We start from the raw sequence: 22,004 nt of genomic DNA on the forward strand, positions 1-22,004 counted from the left end.
TAATATCATCAATTTCCCATCAAAAAATGTCCCAATTAGTTGTTGATTTGCTCAATGAAAAATACGAGTTGTTTAATCAACCTAACTTTATTTCGCACGACCCCATTTGTATTCCGCACCAATTTAGCAAAAAGCAGGACATCGAAATTACTGGTTTTATAGCAGCAACCCTCGCTTGGGGACAGCGAAAAACTATCATCAATAAGTGTAATGAGTTAATCAGTTTGATGGACAATACTCCTTACGATTTCATCAAAAATCACCAAGATTCTGATCTCAAACGTTTTCTTAGCTTCAAACACCGAACTTTCAACGCTACGGACACGCTCTATTTCCTTGAATTTTTTAAAGAATTTTATGCTAAAAATGATTCGTTAGAAAATGCTTTTATAGTTGGCTTAACTGCTGATAATCAAGACATTAAGATTGGGTTAGAAAACTTCCAGCAAGTATTTTTTAGTTTAGAAAATTATCCAACACGCACTCGCAAACACGTGGCTACGCCCGCTCGGAATTCCTCTTGTAAACGCATTAATATGTTTTTACGTTGGATGGTTCGAAAAGATAATAAAGGTGTGGACTTTGGCATTTGGGATAAAATAAAAACATCGCAATTGGTTTGTCCTTGCGATGTTCATGTTGAGCGTGTAGCTCGAAAATTAGGATTAATTACTCGCCCGAAAGCTGATTGGCAAACTGCCATAGAACTCACTCAAAACCTCAAGCAACTCGACCCAATCGACCCTGTCAAATATGATTTTGCTCTGTTTGGTTTGGGTGTTGAAGGATATCTTTGAAAATTACGATTTACGAATGACGATTTACGAATTGTCTCATTCTATAAAGACTTTTTCCCCCAGTAATAATAATTGGAAAATATTCGTAAATCGTAATTCGTTATTTCCTCTACAATCCATATTTATCAATCAAATAAATCAAAGCTGCCATTGATGCTGCACCGAGGTTAAGTTCTCTTTCGTTTACAGCCTCCAATTTATCGGTTTGAGCATGATGAAAATCAAAATAACGTTGTGAATCAGGCTTGAAACCTATCAACAACGTCCCTTGTTGACCCAATGGACCAATATCTGCACCACCGCCTCCTTTTCCAATTTCGTTCAAACCATATTCAGCAAGCAATTTTTTATAAACTGTAATTTTAGAAATTTGAGCTTCTGTTCCTACTAATCCGAAACCTCTTGGTGTAAATCCACCATTATCAGACTCTACGGCAGCAATATGTTTTTCGTTGTTTTGTTTTGCTAAATCTGCATATTTCGTACCTCCACGAAGTCCATTTTCTTCATTCATAAACATCACAGCTCTAATTGTACGCTTCGGTTTAATTCCCAAAGCTTTCAAGACTCTCAAAACTTCGATTGATTGTACACAACCCGCTCCATCATCTTGAGCTCCTTCAGCCAAATCCCAAGAGTCAAGGTGTCCGCCTACTACAATGATTTCATCGGGTTTTTCACTCCCTTTGATTTCACCTACAACATTATGCGAAGGTGCGTCTGGTAATGTTTCGCAATTTTGTTTAAAATAAAACTGAGCTTTAGGATCATCTTTTAGTATTTTACTCAATAAATTTGCTCCATTTGTACTAATCGCTGCTGCTGGAATCATCGGAACACCAGTAGCATAACGCATGCCACCAGTATGCGGGTTATCATCTTGCACAGTTGTCATTGAGCGAACAATTGCCCCTACTGCACCATATTTCGCAGCTTCCGAAGCACCAGCTCCACGTTGATTATTTGCTCCGCCATAAGCTGCAAAAGTATTGATTTGTGTAGGATCCATCGGGCGATTAAACAAAACTATTTTCCCTTTTACTTTTTCAGTACCGAGGGCTTTCAGTTCTTCAAAGTTTTTAACTTCGACTATTTCTGCTTTAATACCTGCAAGTGGCGTGGCAACCGAGCCACCCAAAGCAGCAATCGGCACTTTTATTTTTTGTTTACCGCTTTCAATATAGGCTTCTTCTTTTTTCCCTCGAACCCAATGTGGCACCATTACGTCTTGCAAGAAAACTTTATCAAATTGATAATCTTCCATTACTTTTTTGGTGTATTGCACAGCTTTGGCTGCCCCTTCTGAGCCACTTAATCTTGGGCCAATTGATTTTGTAAGATAAGTCAATGTTTTATAAGCTTCACCTTTAGCCAAAACCGCATCATAAATTTTTTTGATAACCAATGAATCACTTTCTTGTGAAAAAGCAGAAAATGAGAATAAAAGTAAATAAATAAAGTGTTTTTTCATGTTTCCTTTAGTTTGAATTTGAAGTATTAAAAATATAGAACAGTTCGCTGTAACGGTAGGAACTTAGTTTTACGAAAAATATGTCCCTTTGTCAATTTCGATAATATAGCTTTTTCCACCAACATGATTGATGGCATCAACTACTTTTTGAGGATTATTTGGTGCATAAACAAACATACACCCTCCCCCACCTGAGCCGTTGATTTTTCCACCTAAAGCACCTGCATCTGTCGCCGCTGCAAGCATTTTTTCAATTTTTGTAGTAGAAATCTGCAAAACATCTCTTAAAATACTATGATGCTCGGTCAGAAGGTTGCCTAAAATTTCATCCGTCATTTGATTGGTTTTAAAAAGTTGCAAAGCTTCTCTTAGAATATCTCGGTTACGAAGTGTTCCTACTAATAAAGTATAATCATCTTCACTTAAAATAGCTTTCAAGCTTTCCTTTTCAGTTGAATTAAAATCATGCAATGAGAAAGTTGGTAAATGCAATCTAATTTTATCAATCAATGCCAAACGGTCAAATTTTGCTCGTTTGAGTACACCAATCGTATCTTTTGGTTCACAAGAATCGGCCAAAACGAAAGTTCCAAGATTAGGTTGTAAAGCCTCGGCGGTAGTTTTTGGGTCAAATTCTAAATAAACTGCTTTGCCTATTGCAGTAGAAAGATGATCCATCATACCTCCTGGTTCGCCAAATTCTACAACTTCTGCTTGAAATGCCATTTCTCCTAATTCTTTAGCAGAAAATTCTCTTGGAATATCAGCGATTTTAGCTAAAAAATGTATCCAAGTTACCAATAATGCCGACGAACTCGATGTTCCAGAATTGATTGGAATATTTCCTCTGACGGTACATTCCAAGCCTTTTGAGAAAGTTAAACCCTTATCAATCAATACATTATATCCACTTCTAAAATAATCTCTTTTTTGTTCATAAGCCATTCTATTTTCAGAAACTTCCATTCTAAGTTCAGATTCAATATCAGGTAAATGAATAATGATTTGCTTGTCGGTGCGATGTTCTCCAGTCATTTCTACACGACGTGAAATGGCTGCTGCAATAACAGGTAAGCCTAGATAATCTTGGTGTTCACCAAAAAGACAAATTCTTCCAGGGGTTGAGATAGTAAGCATTAATTGTCAATGAGTAATTGTGAGAATAATTCCCAACATATTTTTAAATAAAATCTAAAACAATTTTCAAATTATCATTTATAGTTTTTCGAATTAATAAATCGTTAATTTTCCCAATTTTTTTAATGAAACGGCTATTATCAATTGTCCTAATTTGGTCAATTAATATATCAGAAGGTTCCTTCAAACCTGTTTCCTCAGCAATTTCATCAAGATTAACTCTTAATATTTTTGCTTCAAACGTTACATTTGTAGTAATTGGTAAAATTATGGTAGAATTATGTATTTTGTTAAGGAAATTAGATTGAAAAACTACCACAGGACGAGTTTTCCCAGCCTCAGTGCCAAAGCGTGGATTAAGGTCAGCGAGCCAGATTTCCCATTTTTTATTGTTCAAAATCATCTTCTAAGTCTTCAAATTCGCTCAATACTTCTTGAGATGATGCACGTACCAAAGCTGATTCGTAAGAAAGTTGTTGAGCAATTTTCTTACGCTTTTTTGCTTTATTATAATAATCTATTGCTTCGTTGATATACGAATTACGGGACTGCTTTTGTTCTTTTAACAACGCTTCCGTTTCTTGAAAAATAAGTTCGTCAAGTTTAAGAGAAAGACTAATCATTTGAGTATTACTTTTTTGATATTACAAATATAATACTAAAAACAAAGCCTTGCAAGATTTTCTTACAAGGCTTTGTGTCAAAAAAATCTTATAAATTATGCTTTTGCAGTTTTTCCTTTTTGCCAGAAAAATAAAATAAGAAAAGCAACAATCAATATTCCAGGAAAAAGAGTCATTGTACTAAGCGTTGCCTGTCCAGCAGCCAATTCCATGGCATCGCCAGTTAGACCTGCGGCAGTTTGTTCTGCTTTTGCAGTATCAATCCATTTACCAATGATTGGTTGGAAAATAGAAGTTGAAAACATACCAACACCACCTAAAATTGACATTCCTAAAGCACCGCTCAAAGGCACTTTCTCAGCAATGAAACCAATCATATTTGGCCAAAATAAAGCCACACCACATGCAAAGAAAATAGCAGCTACATAAGCCATCGGACCTGTTTGTGTACTAAACAAATATATACCAATAGTTGCTAAAACTGCTGAACCTAACAAAACACCCGTTTGGTCGAATTTCGCAACGATTGGGCCTGCAAAATATCTAATTACTGCCATTAAACCAGTTACTAATGCCAAAATAAGCATTGGACTTGCACCTGATTTACTCATGATTAAGCCAGTCCATTGTTGAGGACCAAACTCTGAAATGGCAGTAAGAGCCATACAAGCAAACATAAAAATATATAAAGGTGTGACCATAGCTTTCAAGTTCTCACCAATCGAAGTAACACCTTCTGTTTTTGGTTTTGGAAACTCTTGACCCCAAAATAAGTAAGCATAAACCAATGTAGGAACTAAAATCAACCAAATTTGTGGCTGCCAACCTAAACCTGCATCGGTCATGAATTTTGATAATAAGCTACCTACTACAATTCCACCAGGGAACCACATGTGAAAACGGTTAAGCATAGTACTCATTTTTGAACCAGAATACGCATCAGCAATCATTGGATTACAAGCAGCTTCTGTACAGCCATTACCAATTCCAATTAAAAAAGTAGAAACTAAAAGACCAGTATATCCGCCTAAAATCTGTGGGTAAAGTGTTAGAATAATACCCAAAGCATGACAAACAAAAGCAATCATCATGATTTTTTTAGGGCCTACCGTATGATAAACAAGTCCACCAACAATCATGGCAATTGGGAAACCTAAAAACCACATTGAATTGATAAATCCAAGTTGTTCGGCCGACAAGTTAAAGTCAGTGGCTAATTGTGGAAGAATACCTGCACGAATACTGAATGAAAAAGCAGTCGTGATAAGTGCAAAACAACTTCCAAGAAAAAGACGATTTTGATTAACCATAATATTAAAGAGGTTTAAGGGTTTTGAATAGTTTGAATAGATTGAAGCGTAAAAATAGGTTATTTAAAATTTTCTCAAAAGAAAATTCTATTTTTAATTGTTGGTTCGACACTTTTTCAGAAATTTGGAGGAAAATAAGCATTGAGTTACAAAGGTACAAAGAGAAGAAATTCAACATTAATCATTATACATTTATCATTATTAAACTATGGCTCGTAAAATCCGAATAGGAATGGTTGGTGGTGGACGTGGAGCATTTATTGGAGGTGTCCATCGTATTGCTGCTGCCATTGATGGCGAAATCGAATTAGTTGGTGGAGCATTTAGCTCAACTCCCGAAAAATCAAAAGCATCGGGAGAAGACCTCATGCTTGACCCGGCTCGTTGTTATGGCGATTTCAAAGAAATGATTCAAAAAGAAAAACGTCGCAAAGACCGCATGGACGCCATTGCGATTGTTACGCCCAACCACATGCACTTTGCTCCTGCTAAAATGGCTTTGGAGAATGGTTTTCATGTGATTTGTGATAAACCTGTTTGTTTCACACTTTCGGAAGCAAAAAAACTAAAAGAATTGGTCGAAAAAACAGGTTTAACATTTGCTCTTACTCATAATTACACTGGTTATCCAATGGTAAAGCAAGCCAAAGCGATGATCAATGCAGGTGCTATTGGCAAAATCCGTAAAGTTGTCGTAGAATATCCACAAGGTTGGTTGTCTTTTCCTGAAGAACAAAAAGGTACAAACAAGCAAGCAGAATGGCGTACTGACCCAAAACGATCAGGCATTGCTGGGGCTGTGGGTGATATAGGTACTCACGCTGAAAACTTGGCAGAATATGTTACAGGTTTGAAAATCACTGAACTTTGTGCCGATGTAAGCACAATCGTAGAAGGACGACAATTGGATGATGATGCCAACGTATTGCTACATTTTGACAATGGTGCAAAAGGCGTTTTGATGTGCAGTCAGATTTCAAATGGCGAGCAAAATGGTTTAAATTTCAGAGTTTATGGTGAACTTGGAAGTTTGCATTGGCACCAAGAAACACCACAATATTTGAAGCACAAGTCGCTCGACGGGCAAAGAATTTTTGAGCCTTCGGTAGGTGATTTATATGAAAGTGCTAAAGTAAGCTCTCGCATACCTTTTGGTCATCCTGAAGGTTATTTAGAGGCTTTTGCTAATATTTACAAAAATTTTGCAAGAACAGTTCGTAAAAGAATGAATGGAGAAGCACCAAATGAATTTGACTTAGATTTCCCAACAATTGATGATGGAATCAGAGGGATGCAGTTTGTGGAAACGGTAATTGCTTCGGGCAAATCTTCCTCTAAATGGGTGAAGTTTAAAGGATAACACCTTAGTTTACCAATACATATTAAAAAAAATAAAAATAATTTTCAATAAATATAATTCCCCTTAACGGCGGGATGAATAATCTTAGGAGTATGAAAACAATCAAAGGACCAGCAATATTTCTTGCTCAATTTATGGGCGATGAAGCTCCATTCAATTCATTAGATACCATTGCCGACTACATGGCAGGTTTGGGCTATAAAGGTATTCAACTCAATTCGTGGGATTCACGAGTTATTGACTTACAAAAAGCTGCCGAAAGTCAAACTTATTGTGATGAATTAAAAGGCAAATTGAAAGATAAAGGCTTAGAAATCACCGAGTTATCTTCTCACCTTCAAGGACAATTGATAGCTTCACATCCAACCTATAATGCAATGTATGATGCTTTTGCTCCAGCTGAAGTACATGGTAAAGAGCCTGCTCGTCGTAAATGGGCAGAGCAACAACTACGTTGGGCAGCAAAAGCATCACAAAACTTAGGCTTGAAAACATCTGTTGGATTTTCGGGTGCATTGGCTTGGCCATTTTTGTATCCTTGGCCACAACGTCCGAGTGGTTTGATAGAAACGGCCTTCAAAGAATTAGCTCGTCGTTGGAAACCTATATTAAACTATTACGACGAATGTGGCGTTGATTACTGCTACGAACTTCACCCTGGTGAAGATTTGTATGATGGTACAACTTTCGAGATGTTTGTCGATTATTTGAAAGGGCATCCTCGTGCTTGTATCAACTATGACCCAAGTCACTTTGTATTACAATGTCTTGATTATCTGGCATTTATAGATTTATACCATGATAGAATCAAGGCTTTCCACGTAAAAGATGCGGAGTTTAATCCTTCGGGCAAACAAGGTGTTTATAGTGGTTATGCTGGCTGGGCAAATCGTGCAGGACGTTTCCGTTCATTAGGCGACGGTCAGGTAGATTTCAAAGGAATCTTCTCGAAATTATCTCAGTATGATTATGATTCTTGGGCAGTTTTAGAATGGGAATGTTGTGTAAAATCGTCAGAGCAAGGTGCTGCCGAAGGAGCTCCTTTCATTCAAAATCATATTATTCAAGTAGCTACGCGTGCTTTTGACGATTTTGCCGCTACGGGAGCCGATGAAAAAGTAAATCGTAAAGCTTTGGGAATTTGATAGTTTTTGCTAAATTTAGTAATAAATTCAAGAATCAATGCTGACAACAACTTTAGTATCGAAGGAAGAATACTTTGAGGAATTACTTAAATCAGAGGTAAAACTCGAATATCATGCAGGCGAAATAGTGGCTATGGCGGGAGCTCAAGCTCCTCATAATATTATCTCAAGCAATTTACTTGGAGAATTATTTTCTTGCTTAAAAAAAGCAGGTTGCACGATTATACGGAGTGACCAACTTATAAAAGTTGAAGCCTGTGAAAAATATACCTTTCCTGACTTAGTAATTGTTTGTCAAGAACCAGTTTATGAAAAATCACCGAATGGTTTGGATGCTTTGGAAAATCCTGAAATTATTATTGAAATTTCGTCAGATAGTACCGAACTTTATGATAGAACTGAAAAGTTCGAGTGCTATCAAACACTACAATCTTTAAAAGAATATGTGCTGGTAGCATCAAAAAAGAAACATGTGGAAGTTTTCAAACGATTCAATGAAAACGAATGGATTTTACATATTTATTCTGAAAAGGATAACCTTGTCAAAATCGGTACTTGTGAAGTATTGCTTGATGATATTTATAATAAAGTCAATATTTGAATAAAATAGAGACATAAAATTTATGTCTCTATTTTGTATCTATTATTTACCCTTTTGTCGCTTTTTCTAATCATTTACTCAAAAAATTAACTTTTCTCTCTAATTTGCTTGAAAAACGTGAGTCGCAAGTATTTTAAACAAATCAACCTCAATCTTACAATGAAAACAGTTTCAAAAATTCTCGTTCTTGTCTTATTATTAGCCTCAACAAGTTTTGCACAAAAAGGTAAATGGGTAGTGCTATTCGACGGAAAAACATTAAACAACTGGCACGTTTATAACAAAGCTGGACAACCCATTTCTGACAAATGGACAGTAAAAGATGGTGTAATAAACTACGCAGGAAAAGCTAAAGGCGAGAAACATGGTGATGATTTAGTTACTAATAAAGAATATGAAAATTTTGAATTAGAACTCGACTGGAAAATTGCTGAAGGTGGTAATAGTGGCATTTTTTATGGTATTCACGAAGATGCTAAATACAGTGTTCCCTATTTGACAGCCCCTGAAATACAAGTGCTTGATAACGAGCGTCATCCTGATGCAAAAGCAGGAAAAGACGGTAATCACAAGGCTGGCTCATTGTATGATATGATTCCTTCGGCATCAGTAACAAAACCTGCAGGTGAATGGAATCACGTAAAAATTGTTAAAAATAAAGGCGAAGTAAGCATTTTCCAGAATGGTACGCTTTCAGTAAAGTATAAATCAGAAGGACCAGAATGGGACTCAATGGTAGCTGTTAGTAAATTTAAAGGATGGGACGGTTTTGGTAAATTTTCGAAAGGAAATATTGGTTTACAAGACCACGGTGACGCTGTTTCTTTTAGAAAAATTCGTATAAAAGAATTATAGAAATAATTAAAAAAATAAAAAAAACATCTATTTTTTAAAAGAAATAGATGTTTTTTTATGGGCATACTGACTGTTCATTGAAATAAATTTATCTGTTTTGCCCGTCTTTTCACTTATTCGCGACTTTAATCATCTAAATTTTAAATATTACACGCATAATAAATGTATTTATGGCATATTTTTTGCCAATCATTACTAAACGGTACTGTTTCCCGTATAATTAAATTTACAGTTACCTTATGAAAACTCTCTATCAAACTTGCAATCAAAACACTAACCTGTTTTTCATAAGATCTTTCATAGCTACCTTATCCATAGTTTTATTGTCGGAATCTTATGCTAAGGCCTCTTTAATAGATGAAAAAACGCCTTCTACATACGTTTTAGCCTGTAATTTATCTGCAACAGTAAATGTAACACAACCAAGTTGCGGACAAACAACTGGTAGTATTTCTGTTACAAATCCAACAGGAGCAGCTAATTACCGATATAAAAATGGCGTAAGTGGTATTTGGCAAAGTGGAAATAGCTTTAGTGGACTTGCTCCAGGAAATTATAATATCTATATACAAGATGCAAGTGATATATCTTGCGAAAAATTATTAGGTACTTACACTGTAAATACGCCTCCAATAGCACCAACAGCTACAATTACAGGAAGTGCAACTCTACCTTGTGCGAATACACCTGTCTCAAGAATTGCAAGTGGCGGAGGTACTTATCTTTGGTCGAATGGACTTGGCACATCAGCAAGTGTTAATATTTCTAATGCAGGTACCTATACTGTCACAGTCTCGGCTGCAAATGGTTGTACTGCCACTGCTACGACTGTAGTTGGTACCGATGTTGGTGTTCCTTCACTTAAAATTGTGGCAACTGCTGATACACTTACTTGTGCAAAAACGCAATCTGTTTTGACTGCAACACCTTCAATAGCGGGAACTTATACATATTTATGGAGTAATAACACCACATTTTCAAACATTACTGTTTATGATGCTGGTACTTATTCGGTAGTCGCTACCGCTACAAACGGTTGTAAAGCAAGTGCATCAATTATAATTAAAGAATTTAATACAGTAACTGCACAAGTTGATGTGAGACCTGTACTCTGTAAAGGAGGAAATTCTGGAACGATTACGATAAAGGGTTTCGACGGAATTTCACCTTATCAATTCAAATTGAATAATGGCTCGTTTCAATCAGCTAATGTATTTGGTAATCTTGTAAAAGGGACTTATGCCGTATCAATTAAAGATGCGGGGGGCTGTACAGCTTCAGTCAATGTTGTGGTCAATGAACCTTTAAATCCTTTGAACTTTGCTGTTTCACCAACAAACGCCAAATGTTTTGGAAGCAATAGCGGAAAAATTACGGCAACGGCATCGGGTGGAACACCTGCCTACCAATTTGCAATTAATGATGGTCTGCCTCAGTCTTCAAATATTTTTAATAATTTGACGGCAGGTACCTATACAATTTCAGTGATTGATAATGGTGGCTGTATTATCACAACAACAACAACTGTGACCCAAGCAACGAAAATTGAGACTATTGCAGCTGGTTCAACAATTGATTGTGCAACTCCAAAAGGTGTAGTTAAAGCCACCGTTACAGGCGGTACCCCTACTTATCAATTTGCCATTGATGGAATAAATTTCCAGCCTTCAGGAAACTTCACCAATCTAAATGGTGGAACATATACGATTACAGCTAAAGATGCAAACTCTTGTATCGGAACTGCAACTGCTGCTATTACAGTAGCAGATACTACCAAGCCAATATTCAATGCTACAGCTACTATGGTCACTTGTTCGGCAGGTACAGCCAATAATGATGGAAAACTAAGCATTTCAAACATTGTAAACGGCGTAAAGTATCAATATTCATTGGGTGGAACCTTCAATGCAGGTAGTGCGAGTCCTGCCGTTGCAATGGCTATTCCAACCGCAGGTATTTTAACCAATGGTTTATCAAATCCAATTGGAAATTCTCAAACTTATACTATTAGGGTTTATAATAACAATGATTGCTATAAAGACGTGACAGTTGAATTAATGAAACGTGTTTGTGCATGTAAGGGAGATATTTGCATTCCTTACAAAATCACTAAGACTAAAACAAGATAATATATCTACAAATACAAAAAATCCTTCCTCACGTCGAAGAGGGATTTTTTGTAAATTTTCATGATAAAACTTTTGCCATCACTCCCTCTTTCAAAGCAAAACTCGAAACTCTAATTCGTTGAATATCAAGCGTTTGAACAACAAACCGAATCAAGCACATTGCTACGACAATCATATCAACTCGCAGCTCAATCATACCAGGAATTGCCATTCTTTCAAGATGATTTTTGAATATAAGTTCGTCATAAGCTCTATAAAATTCTTTAATTTCGTAGTCAAAACTTACTTCATCACTCGCAGGAAGTTGCCCCTTTTCTTTCATGTATCGCATATCAATCAAAGTATCAAATGTACCCGATGAACCAATCAATACTTTTGGGGCATATTGATGACAGGCATTTGCCAAAGGCAAGAGTTTTTCACGAAAAAAATCATCCATCGTTTGTACAGAACGCATCGAAATCGGGTCAGATTTCATAAATTTATCCATCAATCTTTGACCACCAATTTCGAAACTTTGTTTCCAAAAAATCTTTTCGTCATTGCAGATGATAAATTCTACACTTCCACCGCCAATATCCATAATCATCGAAGTTTCAGGAATCTCCATTGCTTGTTTGACACCCAAAGCTATCAATTCCGCTTCCTCATCACCCGAAATTACTTGAATTTTTATTCCTGTTTCGTCAAAAACTCTTTGTACAAACGCATCTTTATTGCCAGCATTACGAATCGCACTTGTTCCCATAGCAAACACTGTATCTAAGCTAACACCTTGATTATCAATCATTTCTCGAAAATATTTCAAAACAACCAAAGCCCGCTGAATGCCTTCTTCCGAAATCACGCCATCGCTAATGCCTCCTTTTCCAATTTTTGCAGGAATTGATTCCTTAAAAAAAACTTCCTTTTCTTCGACAATCAGTAAGTGAAAAGTATTTGTACCTAAATCTATAATGGCGGTTTTCATAGACCTCATTCCCTAAAGGGAAGTATTTAATTTGAAATTATTTCGCAAATGTAGCCAATTCCGACTTTAAACCTGTAAGGTTTTTTCTAAACCTTGCAGGTTTTACGACAAAATACTTGAAAATTAAAATATAATTTCCTAATTTTGCAACCCCAAACAAAAGGAGGTGTATTTTATATGTTAGTAATCAACGTTAAAGAAAACGAATCAATTGATAAAGCTTTGAAACGTTTCAAGAAGAAATTTGAAAAAACGGGTGTTTTGCGTCAACTACGCAAGCGTCAAGCATTTGAGAAACCTTCTGTAGCTCGTCGTAACGAAATCATTCACGCTACTTATGTAGGTAAATTGAGAAGCAACGAAGAAATGTAATATTGAGAAAGCAATTTAAATTGTTTCGTACAAATATTGCAATCTAATATATTTTAAACCATATTCGCTGAATATTGTCTTTTTAAGTTATTTCGTTGATAACTTTTAATTGATAACTATTCACTGAATATGGTTTCTTATTTTCTACAACATATACAATACGAAAAACGCCTCAGCCATCATACCATTACAGCGTATGAAGGGGATTTGAAGCAATTTTCACTTTTTCTTCATTTTCAATACGAACTTAAAGAACCTGAAAAAGCTGATTTTCAGATGATTAGGTCTTGGATTGTAAGCATGGTTGAAGAAAAAATAGAAAACCGAAGTATCAATCGCAAAATCGCCACTTTGCGAAGTTATTTTAATTTCCTGCTCCGCCACAAGGTCATCACGAACGACCCAATGCTGAAAATAAAAGCATTAAAAACCGATAAAACGCTTCCAAAATATATTGAAGAAAAACCAATGGAAAACCTACTTGATGATATTGAGTTTTCCAATGATTTTGTTGGTTTGCGTGATAAATTAGTTCTCGAATTACTATACGGCACAGGCATGCGTTTAGCAGAATTGATTGGGCTTAAAATTTCTGACTTAAATCTCTATAATAATACACTGACTGTTCTTGGAAAAAGAAACAAACATCGAATTATTCCGATCAATAAATCGTTGGTGGAAGCCATCAAAAACTACTTAAAAACAAGAGAGGATATTACACAAGATACTACCAATCAGTTTCTTATCATTACCGACAATGGCACACAGGCCTACCCGATGTTTATTCAGCGTTTGGTAAAAAAATATTTGTCATTGGTTACATCACTTGAGCAACGCAGTCCACACGTATTACGGCATACATTTGCCACGCATTTACTCAATCGTGGGGCAGATTTGAATGCCATTAAAGATTTATTAGGCCATTCGAGCTTGGCAGCAACACAAGTTTATACCCATAATTCGATAGAAAAATTGAAGAAAGTCTTTCAACAAGCACATCCGAAAGCTTAGAACTTTATAAGATTGCATACAATATTCAACCGCTATAACCTACCTACCCTATACAATGAAAAACTACCTTTACACGCTCAGTATCATCATTGCAGCTACCGTTGCCTATATTTTTCCTCAGTATTTTATTTCAATTGGAGATTTTCAACTGAAGGAATTAATTATTCCTTTGCTACAAATCATTATGTTTGGCATGGGAACAACCATGAGCTATGATGATTTTCTGGGTGTTATCAAAATGCCAAAGGCAGTCATTGTTGGCTTGATTTGTCAATTTACCATTATGCCATTTTTAGGATTTGCGATTGCGAATACTTTTAACTTTCCACCTGAAATTGCTGCGGGAATTATCTTGGTCGGTTGCTCACCAAGTGGTTTAGCCTCAAATGTGATGTCATACATTGCAAAGGCAAATGTGGCTCTCTCAATCACTATTACGTCATTTGCAACACTTTTAGCTCCTATTTTGACACCATTTTTAATGAAAATGCTCGGTGGACAATTCATTGAAATTGATTTTTGGGGAATGACGCTTGATATTTCCAAAATGATTATTATTCCAGTCGGTATTGGTTTTTTGTTGAATAAATTATTGAAAGAACGTGGAGCATGGTTACAGCAAGTTTTACCCATTATTTCGATGGCAGGAATTGCACTCATCATTGTCATTATTACGGCAACAGGGCAAAAATCATTACAAACTGTTGGATTAGCTTTGGTTTTTGCCACTTTACTTCATAATGTTGGAGGTTTCATATTAGGCTATTGGGGAGCAAGATTATTTAAACTGCCCGAACAAGACTGCCGAACAGTAGCGATTGAAGTAGGTCTGCAAAATGCTGGTTTAGCCTCAGGTTTAGCAAAAGCAATGGGTAAATTAGCCACCGTCGGCATTGCTCCTGCCCTATTTGGGCCAATTATGAATGTAAATGGTTCACTTTTAGCAAGTTTTTGGAGCAAGAAAAAACCTTGAAGGAGTGCTGAGTTGAGAGTTCTGAGTGGTTTCAGTAAATTCGACTTCGGTGGATTTGGCTACGCTTAACCACTGAAACATCGAAGAGTTTCCTAACCTTTCAGTGCCTGAGCGAAGTCTAAGGCACTGAAAGATTACTTCAACTTTGCCACATTGCTCATAACACTTTCGTTTTGTAAGCGGTCGAGAGCAGTTACTACATAAATGTATGAATTCTCTCTATTATGATTTTTGTCGGTATAACTTAAAATTCCCTCATTACGTACAATCTGTAAGATTTTAGAAGGATTTTCGAGATTAATTGGCTCATTTTCATCAAAACGATAAATAACAAACCCTTGTACTTCATCACCATCTTTCGGTAATGAGGCAGGCAATTCCCATGTAATTGCGACACCAAAATCTGCTACTTTTTGTACTTTTACATTTTGTGGAGCATTGGGAGGAATCTTATCTTTCCACGGCATGGTGGGTGTTAATGCTGGATAATAATAGATTTTCTTCAAAGAATCATTGACAGATAATTCATTGTTAATCAATGATTTAGAACTAAAGAAAATACTTCCTGAGATTTGAGGTTTTGTTCTATTATAACGAATCTGACGTGGAATTTGATTAGCATTTTCCCAACCGATTTCTTTGCTTCCTGCTTTTACTCGATAAGCTCCATGTCCAATATAAAGATGTCGTCCAAAAGAATTTTTTGTCCACCAATCGGTCATTACTTTATAAGGTACTTTATCAAACTCGAAACTAAAATAAATCTGAGGTGTAATATAGTCGAGCCAGCCTTCTTTTACCCATTTTCGGGTATCTGCATAAAGATTATCGTAGGAAGGCTGTCCGCCTTGTGTAGCCGAACCCATTGGATCAGTCGAGGCATTTCTCCAAACACCTGATGGACTAATACCAAACTTCACTTTCGGTTTTTCACGTCTGATGGCTTCACTCACATTTTTAACGACTAAATCAACATTATGTCTTCGCCAATCTTCAATATTTTTATACCCATCATTGTATTTTTTGAAAGTGGCTTCATCACGCAATTTTTCATTTGGCTCAGTATATGGATAAAAATAATCATCAAAATGAATGCCATCCACATCATAGTTTTTGACAATATTTACCACAATATCAGTTATATATGCTCTTACTTCTGGAATACCCAAATTGAATAATTTATAGCCACTATAAGTCAAAAACCATTCAGGTTTGGTTTTCGTAATGTGGTCGTCCATAATACTTTTAGAAACTCTATGAGCTCCGCGGTTCATATTCAGCCAAGCATGAAATTCAAGTCCACGTTGGTGAGATTCTTGAATCATAAATGTCATTGGGTCGTAATAAGGTTCGGGAGCTTTACCTTGTTCGCCTGTGAGCCATTCCGACCACGGCTCTTTGCTTCGTGCATAAAAAGCATCGGCAGCCGCACGAACTTGTACCAAAACAGCATTCATTCCATAGCTTTTTTGTTTATCGAGCAAAGTTCTAAAATCTTGTTGTTGTATTTCTGAGCTAAGACCCTTACGAGAAGGCCAATCAATATTATCAATAGTAGCCACCCAAACAGCACGAAACTCACGCTTCGGGCCGACGGGTTTTGAAATCGCTTGTTGTGTAACTTTTTTACTACAACCACTCAGGAAAGCATAGATTATTAGGCAAAAAGCAGCTTTTTTGAAGTACATCGAAATACTATTTTGTAAATTTTGTTCAAAATTAGAGAAAAATTTAACCCAAAGGTTATTTTTTGTTACTTTTGCTATGTTCATTTAGCTTTTAGCGATTAGCTTTTAGCAATTAGCTTTAAAACTAAATATTTAGAAAGGTGTTTTGAGTTAAAATTCACTCATTCACTCATTCACTCATTCATCATATCCTGTGAAAGAATACGGAAGTAACATTCAAAAATTAACAGACTATATAGTTAGTCTGCCTGACCGTGAGCAACGCACAAAATATGCACATATTTTGATTGAGTTGATGCGTCAGATTCACCCAAATATGCGAGAAGGTATTGATTATTCAAAAAAATTGTGGGATGATTTATATGTCATCGCCAATTTCGATTTGGATGTTGATAGTCCTTTCCCTCCTCCTCCGAAGGAAATCTTAGGTAAAAAACCTATGACTGTTCCTTACAACCAACAGCAATTGAAACACCGTCTTTATGGACGTAATTTGGAGCTTTTGGTAGTAAAAGCCATGATTACGCAAGATTATGACGAGCGTAAGGCTTTTGTTTCGTACATGGTGCGTTTGATGAAGAGTTTCTATCAAGTTTGGAATAAAGACACCATCGAAACCAGCGATTGTTTGCAACAAATTTTGGAACTTTCAGGATTTAAACTCCAAAAAGAAATTGACGACCTTCGCCGTGATGGCTTGATGGAATCATCACCGAGGGATGGTAGTAGCAATCGTCAGCGTTCGCAGCAAAACCAATCTCAAGGCGGTCAGTTTAGAGACCATCGTGGCAACGATAATCGTGGCGGTAATGACCGAGGCGACAGAAACAACGACAGAGACCGTAATCGTGGTGATAGAAACAATGGCGACCGCAACAGAAATTTCAGCGGTGGCTACAAACAAAACAACGATCGAAATAATAACAATAATAATAAACGAAGAAGGTAAATAATTTTGAGTTCTGAATTATGAATTCTAAGTCGAATTAACTCATTCTTTGAATTCAGCACCAAAATAATTACAGAACCCAAAATTGCAACTGCAAACCGTTCAGAGTATAAAAACTCATAACTCAAAACTCAGAATTCAGAACTCTAAGCATGGCATCTTTTAAAATAACAGGAGGCAAAAAACTACAAGGTGAAATTGTTCCACAGGGAGCAAAAAACGAAGCATTACAAATCGTTTGTGCGGTTTTGATGACCAAAGAACCTGTAACGATTCATAATATTCCAAATATCCGTGACGTAAATAAACTCATGGAATTGCTCGAAGATATGGGCGTACGTCGCAGCAAAATAGGCGAAGGTTCGTACCGTTTTCAAGCAGACGAAGTAAATTTCGATTATTTTGAAACTGAAGCCTATAAAGAAAAAGCGGCCTCGTTGCGTGGTTCGATTATGCTTTTAGGGCCAATGTTAGCTCGTTTTGGCAAAGGGAAAGCTCCTCGCCCAGGTGGAGATAAAATCGGTCGCCGACCTTTAGATACGCACTTTACTGGTTTTCAGAAGCTCGGTGCAGAGTTTATTTATGATGCAAACGATGCTTTTTATACCGTTGATGGTTCAAGATTAAAAGGTGCGTATGTTTGGATGGACGAGATTTCGGTAACAGGAACTGCCAATGTTTTGATGGCAGCCGCAATGGCAGAAGGAACAACCACTATCTATAATGCTGCTTGCGAACCTTACCTTCAACAACTTTGCAAAATGCTCAATAGCATGGGTGCAAAAATCACGGGTGTAGGCTCTAACTTGCTCACAATCAAAGGAGTAAAAGAATTGCATGGTTGCGAACATACGATGCTTCCTGATATGATTGAGATTGGAAGTTTCATTGGTATGGCTGCCATGACACAATCGGAGATTACGATAAAAAATTGTCAGATTCCACAATTAGGAATTATTCCTGATGTATTCAAGAAATTGGGCATTCAGATGGAATTCCGTGGTGATGATATTCATATTCCTGCCCAAAAACATTACGAAATCAGTTCATTGATTGATGGGTCAATTTTGACGATTTATGATGCTCCGTGGCCAGGTTTTACACCCGATTTGATTTCGATTATCTTGGTAACTGCTATTCAAGCCAAAGGTGCGGTATTGATGCACCAAAAGATGTTTGAAAGTCGTTTGTTTTTTGTTGATAAATTGATTGAAATGGGGGCTCAAATCATTTTGTGCGACCCACACCGTGCCAATGTAATTGGTTTGAACCGCGAGCATAATTTGAGAGGAATCAGAATGACTTCGCCTGATATTCGTGCAGGTGTTTCTTTATTGATTGCTGCCATGTCGGCCGACGGCGTGAGTGTAATTGATAATATCGAACAAATTGATAGAGGCTACCAAGATATTGACAAACGCTTAAATGCGATTGGTGCCGATATTGTGAGAATTTAGTTCTGAGCTGTTAGCTTTTAGCCGTTAGTAAATAACTCCGTTAAAAACTTGACTATCAAACTAATAGCTAAAAGCTAACAGCTAATCGCAAAAAAAAATAAAATTTTTCATTGCAGAGTTTTGGATTTTAAACTTAAAATTCTACCTTTGCACTCCCAAAGTGATTTGCCCGGATGGCGGAATTGGTAGACGCGTTGGTCTCAAACACCAATGAGGTTACACTCGTGCCGGTTCGACTCCGGCTCCGGGTACTTAAAGCACTTAAATCATTGATTTAAGTGCTTTTTTATTGGTTTTAGTTGAAATTTTCATAGATTCGAATCAAATAAAAGCGATATAGCTAACATTCTTACTAACAAAAATCATGAGTGCAGCACAAGGATTCTATGAGGTTTACAAGACATTGCCGAAAAAAGTGCAGAAAGAAGTAAAACTTCTCATTGAACAAGACAATGATGAAACTGTGGAAGTTTCGATGGAAGCAATTACACATGGTTTGAAAGAAGTGAAGCAAATTAGTCAAGGAAAATTGCCTCGCCGTACATTTGCAGACCTCCTCTTCGGCAGAATTTTTGATTAAGTCATTGTGTTTTATGTTCGTTCTAAGATTACAAAAAATAAACCTTCTCTCCGATGCCGTTGTAACAACGGCTGATACTCAGACTGATAGTTCTGATACGATTTTAAAATTAGCCTAACGCTTTCAATTAATCGGCAAAATTAAGGCAAACTAGTATTATACCAATTCAAAGAGAAATATGACTTATATAAAAAGGAGATAATAATTATAGTCCTTCTACTATACTGAATTCTAATTCACCATTGTGTCATTCACTCAAAAACCCAACCTTAGTCTCCAATCCCCTTGCAATCGTCTCAAAATACCATTTGTTTTTTGTGATAGAAGAATATTTCTTGTATTTTTCCATAAAAATCACTTATACCAACATCCTAAAATAAAACATGAAAAAAATCTTTCCTCTTTCTTTAGTCGTTTGCCTTGCTTTGCTTGGTACACAAGTCTCTTTGGCTCAACATATAAGCATTACAGGAATTGACCCAAGTATCAAACCTGGTGACAATTTCTTTATGTATGTAAACAAAACATGGTACGATTCCGTAGAGATTCCATCTACCCAAACGGGCGTGGGTGCATATTCATTCATGAATTTCCCACAACGTGTGCGTATGCAAGGCATTTTAGACAGTATTTCTACCGCTAAAAATCCAGTTGGAAGTATCGAACAAAAAGTTGGAGATTTTTATGCTTCAGGCTTAGACATCGCTACTATCAACAAGCGAGGTTATGAACCTATCAAGCCTTTGCTTAAAAGCATTGATGGTATAACGGATATTGCTTCCTTGATGAAATTTGTAACCGAACAACAAAAGTTCAATAATGCTTCTATTATTGGGTTTCGAGTTGGCCCCGATATGAAAAATAGCTCTATCAATATTGTGAATTTAGGGCAAACGGGTATCGGATTACCCGAAAGAGATTATTATTTCAAAACTGACTCTTCAACCATTGGTATTCAGAAGGCTTATGTAGCGTACGTGATTACTTTGCTGAAACTATCGGGTACAGAAGCATCGGCGGCGGCTAAAATGGCATCGGCCGCTTATGCGATTGAGAAAGAACTGGCGGCTTCACACAAAACCAATATTGAGCGTAGAAATGTGCAGGCCAATTATAATAAAATGGCACTATCGGCTATTGCCACCAAACAACCAAACATCGGTTGGATAGCTTATTTTAATGGTTTGGGCGTGAAGATAGACTCGTTGAATATGCAACAACCAGCCTACTACGAGCGTTTGAACGCATTGCTGGCTTCTGTTTCTATTGCCGATTGGAAAGCTTATTTAAAAGCAAAATCGCTTATTACTTATGCCGATTTTCTAAGCAAAAATTTTACCTCTGCGGCCTTTGAGTATTCAAAGATTTTGACAGGACAATCTATTCAAAAACCACGTGGCGAAGAAATTACCGATGCTGTAGATAAGTCGCTTGGGCATGGTTTGGCACAATTGTATGTAAAAAAGTACTTTCCTGAAGAAGCAAAGAAACGTATGCGAGTGTTGGTCGATAATTTGAAAAAAGCTTTTGAAAACAGAATCAATAATCTGGAATGGATGAGCGATTCGACAAAAGCAAAGGCAAAAGAAAAACTGTACGCATTCAGTGAAAAAATTGGTTATCCAGATAAATGGAGAGATTACTCGAAGGTAACAATCAATCGTTCAACCTACTTTGAAAATCGTTTGGCTACCAATCAAAACGATTTTAATTATGCCATCTCAAAAGTTGGTAAAGTAGTTGACCGTACCGAATGGGGAACAACTCCACCGACAGTTACGGCGTACAATAATCCACCATTGAATGAAATTGTTTTTCCTGCTGGTATTTTACAACCACCATATTTTGATTTGAATGCCGATGATGCTCTCAATTACGGCGGAATAGGCATGGTGATTGGACATGAGATTACGCACTCATTCGATGACCAAGGTGCTCAATATGACAAAGTAGGGAATGTCAAAAATTGGTGGAAAGAAGATGATTTTAAGAAGTTCAAAGCCAAAACTCAACAAGTAATTGACCAGTATAATCAATTTACTGTACTTGATTCGCTACATGTAAAAGGAGCTTTGACAGTTGGCGAAAATACAGCAGACATTGCAGGAATAGCCATTGCCTTTGATGCCTTTAAATTGACCCAGCAAGGACAAAGTGGTGTAAAAATAGATGGTTTTACGCCAGAGCAACGTTTCTTTATTTCGATTGCAAGAATATGGCGAGTAAAAACCAAAGACGCATTTATGAGGATGTATGTAAACACTAACCCACACTCGCCTGCCCAATGGCGTGTGAATGGCCCTTTGATGAATTTTACACCTTTTTATAAGGCATTTAATGTTCAGCCTGGAGATAAAATGTATAAACCTGAAAAAGACCGTATTACGGTTTGGTAATTTAAGTAGGGAAATCATAAAAAAGCTCTTAAATCTTTGATTTAAGAGCTTTTTTATATGTGAGAAGTTTCTTTAGAAAAAAGTTTATCAAATTTTATAAAGAATCTATCTCTTCTAATATTTTTAAAATGAGCATTTGTTTTTGCTTAGAAAGTATTTAATTTTGATAAAAATACTAAA

Annotated in this window: 20 protein-coding genes and 1 tRNA gene; 14 read left to right on the forward strand and 7 right to left on the reverse strand. The window is 36.6% G+C overall.

The genetic code is table 11. The features are described 5' to 3' along the window. Positions 1-26 precede the first annotated feature (26 nt). Positions 27-797: a TIGR02757 family protein gene (locus ACQUQZ_RS16915; RefSeq protein WP_435356205.1), complete on the forward strand. Its 771-nt coding sequence runs from the start codon at positions 27-29 to the stop codon at positions 795-797. A 109-nt stretch (positions 798-906) separates the two neighbouring features. On the opposite strand, the gene ACQUQZ_RS16920 is transcribed toward ACQUQZ_RS16915, so the two are convergent. The 5 genes from ACQUQZ_RS16920 to ACQUQZ_RS16940 all read right to left on the reverse strand — a co-directional run bounded on the left by ACQUQZ_RS16920 (position 907) and on the right by ACQUQZ_RS16940 (position 5,338). Next, positions 907-2,268 (reverse strand): M20/M25/M40 family metallo-hydrolase, encoded by a 1,362-nt coding sequence (locus tag ACQUQZ_RS16920; RefSeq protein WP_435356206.1) that lies wholly within the window; start codon positions 2,266-2,268, stop codon positions 907-909. Between the two features lie 69 nt (positions 2,269-2,337). Continuing rightward, entirely contained in the window at positions 2,338-3,405 is a 1,068-nt protein-coding gene (locus ACQUQZ_RS16925; RefSeq protein ID WP_435356207.1) for a mevalonate kinase family protein, read from the reverse strand. A 43-nt stretch (positions 3,406-3,448) separates the two neighbouring features. After that, positions 3,449-3,808 (reverse strand): type II toxin-antitoxin system PemK/MazF family toxin, encoded by a 360-nt coding sequence (locus ACQUQZ_RS16930; protein WP_435356208.1) that lies wholly within the window; start codon positions 3,806-3,808, stop codon positions 3,449-3,451. After that, positions 3,792-4,028: a hypothetical protein gene (locus ACQUQZ_RS16935; RefSeq protein WP_435356209.1), complete on the reverse strand. Its 237-nt coding sequence runs from the start codon at positions 4,026-4,028 to the stop codon at positions 3,792-3,794. Before ACQUQZ_RS16935 ends, ACQUQZ_RS16930 begins: the two co-directional genes overlap by 17 nt. 95 nt (positions 4,029-4,123) lie before the next feature. Beyond that, on the reverse strand, positions 4,124-5,338 hold the full coding sequence (locus tag ACQUQZ_RS16940) for an MFS transporter (protein ID WP_435356210.1): 1,215 nt from the start codon (positions 5,336-5,338) through the stop codon (positions 4,124-4,126). A 208-nt stretch (positions 5,339-5,546) separates the two neighbouring features. On the opposite strand from ACQUQZ_RS16940, the gene ACQUQZ_RS16945 reads away from it, so the two are divergent. From ACQUQZ_RS16945 to ACQUQZ_RS16965, 5 genes are all read left to right on the forward strand, one after another. Beyond that, on the forward strand, positions 5,547-6,698 hold the full coding sequence (locus ACQUQZ_RS16945; protein WP_435356211.1) for a Gfo/Idh/MocA family protein: 1,152 nt from the start codon (positions 5,547-5,549) through the stop codon (positions 6,696-6,698). A gap of 92 nt (positions 6,699-6,790) precedes the next feature. Continuing rightward, positions 6,791-7,843, forward strand: a complete 1,053-nt coding sequence (locus tag ACQUQZ_RS16950; RefSeq protein ID WP_435356212.1) for a sugar phosphate isomerase/epimerase family protein — start codon at positions 6,791-6,793, stop codon at positions 7,841-7,843. Between the two features lie 37 nt (positions 7,844-7,880). Then, positions 7,881-8,444: a Uma2 family endonuclease gene (locus ACQUQZ_RS16955; RefSeq protein WP_435356213.1), complete on the forward strand. Its 564-nt coding sequence runs from the start codon at positions 7,881-7,883 to the stop codon at positions 8,442-8,444. 159 nt (positions 8,445-8,603) lie between these two features. Next, on the forward strand, positions 8,604-9,299 hold the full coding sequence (locus ACQUQZ_RS16960) for a 3-keto-disaccharide hydrolase (protein WP_435356214.1): 696 nt from the start codon (positions 8,604-8,606) through the stop codon (positions 9,297-9,299). 239 nt (positions 9,300-9,538) lie between these two features. Then, a complete protein-coding gene (locus ACQUQZ_RS16965) occupies positions 9,539-11,428 on the forward strand; it encodes a SprB repeat-containing protein (protein WP_435356215.1) in 1,890 nt (629 codons plus the stop codon). A 58-nt stretch (positions 11,429-11,486) separates the two neighbouring features. On the opposite strand, the gene ACQUQZ_RS16970 is transcribed toward ACQUQZ_RS16965, so the two are convergent. After that, the gene (locus ACQUQZ_RS16970; protein WP_435356216.1) at positions 11,487-12,398 is read right to left on the reverse strand and encodes a Ppx/GppA phosphatase family protein; all 912 of its coding nucleotides are present in this window, start codon (positions 12,396-12,398) and stop codon (positions 11,487-11,489) included. A gap of 177 nt (positions 12,399-12,575) precedes the next feature. Here ACQUQZ_RS16970 and rpsU point away from each other — a divergent pair, with 177 nt between their 5' ends. The 3 genes from rpsU to ACQUQZ_RS16985 all read left to right on the forward strand — a co-directional run bounded on the left by rpsU (position 12,576) and on the right by ACQUQZ_RS16985 (position 14,754). Continuing rightward, positions 12,576-12,770 carry a 30S ribosomal protein S21 gene (gene rpsU / locus ACQUQZ_RS16975; protein WP_188763768.1) on the forward strand — a complete coding sequence of 65 codons (195 nt, stop codon included), beginning with the start codon at positions 12,576-12,578 and terminating at the stop codon, positions 12,768-12,770. Positions 12,771-12,899: 129 nt separating this feature from the next. After that, a complete protein-coding gene (locus ACQUQZ_RS16980) occupies positions 12,900-13,781 on the forward strand; it encodes a tyrosine-type recombinase/integrase (protein ID WP_435356217.1) in 882 nt (293 codons plus the stop codon). A gap of 55 nt (positions 13,782-13,836) precedes the next feature. Then, positions 13,837-14,754, forward strand: coding sequence for a bile acid:sodium symporter family protein (locus ACQUQZ_RS16985; protein WP_435356218.1), 918 nt, complete (start codon positions 13,837-13,839; stop codon positions 14,752-14,754). A 134-nt stretch (positions 14,755-14,888) separates the two neighbouring features. On the opposite strand, the gene ACQUQZ_RS16990 is transcribed toward ACQUQZ_RS16985, so the two are convergent. Further along, complete coding sequence (locus ACQUQZ_RS16990; RefSeq protein WP_435356219.1) at positions 14,889-16,526, reverse strand: family 10 glycosylhydrolase; 1,638 nt, start codon at positions 16,524-16,526, stop codon at positions 14,889-14,891. A gap of 109 nt (positions 16,527-16,635) precedes the next feature. Here ACQUQZ_RS16990 and ACQUQZ_RS16995 point away from each other — a divergent pair, with 109 nt between their 5' ends. From ACQUQZ_RS16995 to ACQUQZ_RS17015, 5 genes are all read left to right on the forward strand, one after another. Next, on the forward strand, positions 16,636-17,391 hold the full coding sequence (locus ACQUQZ_RS16995) for a DUF4290 domain-containing protein (protein ID WP_435356221.1): 756 nt from the start codon (positions 16,636-16,638) through the stop codon (positions 17,389-17,391). A 152-nt stretch (positions 17,392-17,543) separates the two neighbouring features. Further along, positions 17,544-18,848: a UDP-N-acetylglucosamine 1-carboxyvinyltransferase gene (gene murA, locus ACQUQZ_RS17000; RefSeq protein ID WP_435356223.1), complete on the forward strand. Its 1,305-nt coding sequence runs from the start codon at positions 17,544-17,546 to the stop codon at positions 18,846-18,848. Positions 18,849-19,015: 167 nt separating this feature from the next. Next, a tRNA-Leu gene (locus ACQUQZ_RS17005) sits at positions 19,016-19,099 on the forward strand. A 113-nt stretch (positions 19,100-19,212) separates the two neighbouring features. Beyond that, a complete protein-coding gene (locus ACQUQZ_RS17010; RefSeq protein ID WP_435356224.1) occupies positions 19,213-19,428 on the forward strand; it encodes a hypothetical protein in 216 nt (71 codons plus the stop codon). Between the two features lie 383 nt (positions 19,429-19,811). Further along, complete coding sequence (locus tag ACQUQZ_RS17015) at positions 19,812-21,824, forward strand: M13 family metallopeptidase (RefSeq protein ID WP_435356225.1); 2,013 nt, start codon at positions 19,812-19,814, stop codon at positions 21,822-21,824. The last annotated feature ends 180 nt before the right edge of the window (positions 21,825-22,004 follow it).

The organism is Emticicia sp. SJ17W-69, assembly GCF_051209875.1.
Lineage (GTDB): Bacteria > Bacteroidota > Bacteroidia > Cytophagales > Spirosomataceae > Emticicia.